The organism is Streptomyces sp. RP5T, assembly GCF_003933965.1.
GTDB lineage: Bacteria > Actinomycetota > Actinomycetes > Streptomycetales > Streptomycetaceae > Streptomyces.
The window spans coordinates 1-5,684 of record NZ_RSAJ01000534.1; the positions used below are offsets into that span (position 1 = coordinate 1).

At 72.1% G+C, this 5,684-nt stretch carries 4 protein-coding genes; 2 read left to right on the forward strand and 2 right to left on the reverse strand.

The window, feature by feature from the left end; genetic code table 11:
* Positions 1-1,765: DUF4192 domain-containing protein (locus EHS43_RS35585; protein ID WP_148104165.1), on the reverse strand; the 1,765-nt coding region annotated here is incomplete at its 3' end.
* A gap of 141 nt (positions 1,766-1,906) precedes the next feature.
* Here EHS43_RS35585 and EHS43_RS35590 point away from each other — a divergent pair.
* A complete protein-coding gene (locus EHS43_RS35590; RefSeq protein WP_125194756.1) occupies positions 1,907-4,078 on the forward strand; it encodes a RecQ family ATP-dependent DNA helicase in 2,172 nt (723 codons plus the stop codon).
* Positions 4,079-4,374: 296 nt separating this feature from the next.
* The gene (locus EHS43_RS35595) at positions 4,375-5,007 is read left to right on the forward strand and encodes a hypothetical protein (protein WP_031049266.1); all 633 of its coding nucleotides are present in this window, start codon (positions 4,375-4,377) and stop codon (positions 5,005-5,007) included.
* 239 nt (positions 5,008-5,246) lie between these two features.
* On the opposite strand, the gene EHS43_RS35600 is transcribed toward EHS43_RS35595, so the two are convergent.
* Positions 5,247-5,684, reverse strand: a complete 438-nt coding sequence (locus EHS43_RS35600) for a hypothetical protein (RefSeq protein ID WP_125194757.1) — start codon at positions 5,682-5,684, stop codon at positions 5,247-5,249.

A 5,684-nucleotide genomic window follows, 5' to 3' on the forward strand; every position in this document is an offset into this window, starting at 1 on the left:
TGCCCGGGCCCGGGATGCGGCGGACGGCACCGGGACGCGTACCACGCGCCGACCTGGAGCGTGGGCGGGACTCCTCGGCGTCAGGCTGTCGCCCGTCCGCCAGTACCGGATGGGGACGCGTACCGACGCGAGCGCTGGGACGGGTCCGCTTGCGTCGGCGGGTGGCTGAGGCCGTGGTGGGCGATGGGGTGGGCACAGCCCCGTCAGCAACTGGGGAACACCGGGGCAGCGCGCCCTCACCAAGCGAGGAACACTGAGCCGGAGCGTCCTCAAGAATGCCGACCGACTCCGTGCTCCGGTCGGCACGAGGCGGGGACGTCGGCGGGTTCCCGTCAGCGCCAGAGCCAGAGGCCGACGAGTTCGACCTCGCCTTGTCCTCGGTGGCCGTCTCCGCGTCGGCGGACTGCACGGCTTCCGACTGCGCGCGAGCATCGCGATCCTCACGCCCCTCGCGCCCCTGTCGTTCCGCCCGCAGGCAGCGGCGGATGGATTCCGGATCGAGGCCCTCGTTGCATGCCTGGTGCAGCAGCCGGGCGAAGAGGTAACTGGGATCCGCGCCCAGGGCCATGGCCAGAGCCTCCCTGGCCTCGATCTCGTCCCCCGCGGACCAGGCGACCCAGCCGGCGAGGGTGAGCGGCGCCGCCGCATGCTCGCCGTAGGGTCCCACGCACCGGCGAGCCAGAGCGCGCCACAGACGCAGGGCCGGTCCGGCCTCCTCCGCCTCCATCCACTCGGCCGCGCGGTCCCGGGTCGTGCGGTCCTGCAGCCCGAGAATGAGGTGCGCCGCGTCGTCGTGCCCCAGCAGTTCGTCGTCACGCAGGTCGGCCTGGAGCGAGCCCGTTACGGGCGCCGCCTCGGCGAAGCGTGCCATGGTGCGCCGGGCCAGGCGCAGTGTCTCCTCGGCAACGTCCGCCCGACTCGCCTGTTCGAGCATCTTGGGGACCAGGGCCATGCCTGCGGTGTCCAGTGCGATCTCCTGCTCCAGCGCGGCCGCCGTCTCCCAGGGCTGCAGCCTGGCCCGCAGCTCGCGCAGTGTGCCGCGTACCTGCAGCCCGGCGTACGTGGCCGCGGCGGCGAGCACCGATGTGCCGGGCAGACCCATCGGAAGGCCCTCCGCAGGGCAGCATGCCTCGCTGGGACAGCAGTACGACCAGTAGCGGCCGTCGGAGATGCACAGCGCCTCGATCACCGGAACGTCGAGCCGGCCGCACTCCGTGCGCAGGAGCCCGGCGAGTGGGGCGAGCCGCTCCGTGATCTCCCTGCCTGTCTCACCGGCTCCGGGTTCCTGGCAGAGGTAGGCGACCATCTGCTCCGGGCGGCCGCCCCTGCGCTCGCTGCCGGTGATCAGTCCGTGGGCGAGCTGCCGGGCCACGGCCGGCCAGTCGTCCTTGTTCGCCGGAATGCCCAGCCGGGCGCGCCCTCCGAACCGCCCGCGGCCGCCCCTGTCGTGCAGGGCGACCAGGACGATGCTGTCCTCGGGCCGGTACCCGAGCAGGTAGGGCAGGGCGTCCGCCAGTTCCCCGGGAGTCCGCAGGGTGACCTGGTGCTCGGCGCCATGCGCGTCGAATCCGACGCGGTTGCCCATCCCCGAGCCGTCGTTGTCGCGTCCGTCGTTGTTCCGACCGTCGCCTTCCCGCCTCTCACCTTCCCGCCCGTCGCTGACTGGGCGGGCGCCGTTCTGCCCGCCGTCAGTGCACCCGTCACCGTTCCGCCCGTGGTTGTTGCTGTTTGCGGCGGGTCCACTGGTTTCGCTGTGATTCGTCATGCGCAGACGATCTCGCGGATCTTCATGTTCCGTTTGAGCCTGTGGATAAGTCCGATCAGGGCCACGACAAGCCCAGTCCACTCGTCCACAGCCGGTCCACCGCGCAGGCCCGATGTCGGAGGCGTCCTGTTGTATGGGGGCATGACGCACACGAGCAAGACGGAGTTGCGCGAGGCTGCCGACGGGATCCTCGTCCGGCTCGTCGGGGACAGCACCGGATCGGCGCGGCTGCGCGAGGACCAGTGGCGGGCGATCGAGGCACTGGTCGCCGACAAGCGCCGGGCCCTGGTCGTCCAGCGCACGGGGTGGGGCAAGTCAGCGGTGTACTTCGTCGCGACGGCCCTGCTGCGCGAGCGCGGCGCCGGACCGACCGTGATCGTCTCTCCGCTGCTCGCGCTCATGCGCAACCAGGTCGAGGCCGCCGCCCGAGCCGGAATTCACGCCCGCACCATCAACTCCTCGAACCCCGAGGAGTGGGAGACCATCCGAGCCGAGGTCGCCGCGGGCACCGTGGACGTGCTGCTGGTGAGCCCCGAGCGGCTCAACAACCCGGACTTCCGTGACAACGTCCTGCCCGAGCTGTCCGCCGCCACCGGCCTCCTCGTCGTCGACGAGGCGCACTGCATCTCCGACTGGGGCCACGACTTCCGCCCCGACTACCGCCGGCTGCGCACCATGCTCACCGACCTCCCGTCCGGGGTGCCGGTGCTGGCCACGACTGCCACGGCCAACGCCCGGGTCACGGCCGACGTGGCGGAACAGCTGGGCACCGGCACCGGATCGGACGCCCTGGTCCTGCGCGGTCCGCTCGACCGCGAGAGCCTGAGCCTCGGCGTGCTCCAACTGCCCGACGCCGCGCACCGGCTGGCGTGGCTCGCCGATCATCTGGACGATCTGCCGGGCTCCGGCATCATCTACACGCTGACGGTGGCCGCCGCCGAGGAGATCACCGCCTTCCTGCGGGAGTGCGGACACACCGTCGCCTCGTACACGGGAAAGACGGAGAACGCCGAGCGCCAGCAGGCCGAGGAAGCCCTCCTCGCGAACAAGGTCAAGGCGCTGGTGGCCACCTCCGCGCTCGGCATGGGGTTCGACAAGCCCGACCTCGGCTTCGTCGTCCACGTCGGCTCGCCGTCCTCCCCCATCTCCTACTACCAGCAGGTCGGCCGCGCCGGACGCGGCGTGGAGCACGCCGAGGTGCTGCTCCTGCCCGGGCGTGAGGACGAGGCGATCTGGTCCTACTTCGCCTCCGTCGCGTTCCCTCCCGAAGAGGCCGTACGACGCACTCTGGACGCCCTCGCCCGGGCCGACCGTCCGCTGTCGCTGCCCGCGCTCGAACCGTTGGTGGAGCTCAACCGCACCCGTCTGGAGATCATGCTCAAGGTGCTGGACGTGGACGGCGCGGTCCACCGGGTCAAGGGCGGCTGGATCTCCACCGGGAAGCCCTGGTCGTACGACAGCGAGCGCTACGCCTGGGTGGCCAAGCAGCGCGCCACCGAACAGCAGGCCATGCGCGACTACGCCACCTCCACGGGTTGCCGCATGGAGTTCCTGCGGCGGCAGCTGGACGACGAGCAGGCGGCTCCCTGCGGCCGCTGCGACAACTGCGCCGGTCCCCGTTTCACCGCCGACATCTCCCCCGCCGCCCTGGACACCGCGGGCGGCTCGCTCTCCCGCGCCGGTGTCGTAGTGGAGCCCCGCCGCATGTGGCCGACGGGCCTTCCGGCCATCGGCGTCGACCTGAAGGGTCGTATTCCGCCCGGCGAGCAGGCTTTGCCGGGCCGTGCTCTCGGGCGGCTGTCGGACATCGGCTGGGGCAACCGTCTCCGGCCGCTGCTCGCACCGCAGACACCGGACGGCCCCGCTCCCGACGACGTGGCGAACGCCGTCGTGACCGTGTTGGCCGACTGGGCCAAGTCGCCCGACGGCTGGGCCTCCGGAGCTCCGGAGGCGCCGGCCCGCCCGGTCGGAGTGGTCACCGTTCCCTCGCGCAGCCGGCCCCAGTTGGTCCACTCACTGGGAAGCCGGATCTCCGCCGTCGGCCGCCTCCCGCTCCTGGGGTCCCTCGCGTACACGGACGACTCCGCCGACCTCTCCCTGCCCCGCTCCAACAGCGCGCAGCGACTGCGGGCCCTGCACGGGGCGCTCGTCGTGCCTCCGCCGCTGCGGGAGGCGCTGCAGACAGCCGCGGGTCCCGTGCTGCTCGTCGACGACATGACCGAGACCGGTTGGACCCTCGCGGTCGCCGCCCGGCTGCTGTTGCGGTCAGGTGCCCAGGGGGTGTTGCCTCTGGTGCTGGCGGTACGTGGCTGAGCAGGCACCGGAAGCGACGCCGCTTCCACGCCTGCGCACCGATGTGGGCCCGGAGTTGCCGGGCCCGGGGGTCCCAGGGGTCGCCCGGTAAAACACTGGGTAGGGATATAAGCCACGAACCGTCCGATTCGGGTCGGCGACCCCAATTGCTCGTTGCCGCAACCAAGTTCGACAGGAACAATTGAGGTCCGCTCCCCGCACGGCCTCGCCCGTCGACCGGTAGGGCCCTGCTGCGGTGCGCGCTCCCCCGAATCCGACCCCGCCCGCCGTATGGGCGCGTAGCCGAAGGGAGGACCGTGACCTTCGGATTCGCTCCGTCCTCCGCGGCGTCCACGTCGTCAGCCGACCTGTCCGCCGCATCCGCCAACCCTCTGGCCCGTCTGCTCGAACCCGCCGAGTGGGCCGAGGCCGGCATCCCGCTGCTGCGCAACCCGCGCGAGGTCGTCAGCGGGCTGCACTCACGGCACCGTCCCAAACCGGCGACCGCGATCGTGGCGGTCCTCGATCCGGACGAACGGCTGCGGGCGAGCGCCTCGTTCACGCGCCGGCCGGCACCGGCCGACGGCTGGATGTTCCGGAACACGCTGCTGGCCCAACTGCGCCGGGTGATCCCGCACGACCTGCGGCGCCGCACCCCCGTGCGCACCGCCGTGCTGCTCTACTGCCGTGAGGGCGATGCGCGTTGGACAGAGGAGGACGGCGCGTGGATGTGGGGCCTGCGTGACGCCTGCACCCTGCACGGGCTGCGCTGCGGGGCGTACATCACGCTGACGCGCGACGGGTGGCAGGTGCTCGGTGAGGGACGCGGCGGCCGTCGTCCGAATGCGGACTCCGCCCCGGAACCCTTCGCCACGTCCGAGTCCCCGCCTCTGCTGCCGCGCACCGGCGGTGCAGCCTCGGAGGTGCTGCGCCGCGCGGCGGCTCGCTGAGCCCGACCCGTCCGGTCACCGTTGTTCGGCCGTACGTCCGTGACGTACGGCCTCCGACGTGGTGGCACATGGCTCTCGCAGTCCTGGCGGCGCGCACATGTTTCCGGGAACCGGCACGGCGTGAAATCCGAGCCTGACGCCCGCTCAGACGCGGGCATACCGAAGGGCCCGCCGTGCAGGTGCCGCTCAAGCGGCACCTCTCCTCACCCACGGTGTCCCGAGGGACTACCGAATCAGGCTCAAACGCCGACGCCCAGTACCGAGTTGATCTGCTGCGGGTCCCCGCAGACGATCAACAGGGCACCGGCCCGGGAGTGGGCCAGCGGCAGGGCCTCGGTGACAGCCGCGGCGGACCCGCCGTTGACGGCGACCACGACCACCGGACGGGACGCGGCACGCGCGGCCGCGGAGGCGTCCGCGTAGAACACGTCGTCGCCGGCGTCGTGCTGGGACCAGTAGGCGGCTTCGCCGAAGGACAGCTCATGGGCGGCCCACGGATGCTGTTCGCCGGTGGTGATCACCAGCACTTCACCGGGGGCGCGGCCCGACTCCAGCAGGAGGTCCACGGCTTCCTCGGCAGCGTCGAGCGCACCGGCGGCCGAAGCCGGGATGAGCTGGAGCTGCGGAGCCGCCGGGGCCGTAACTGCCTTCGGGGTGGAGGCGGCGGGGCCCGGCAC

Bases quoted from the DNA above. Each gene is read 5' to 3' on its own strand.
- EHS43_RS35590 (WP_125194756.1), top strand. From the start codon at position 1,907: ATGACGCACACGAGCAAGACGGAGTTGCGCGAGGCTGCCGACGGGATC.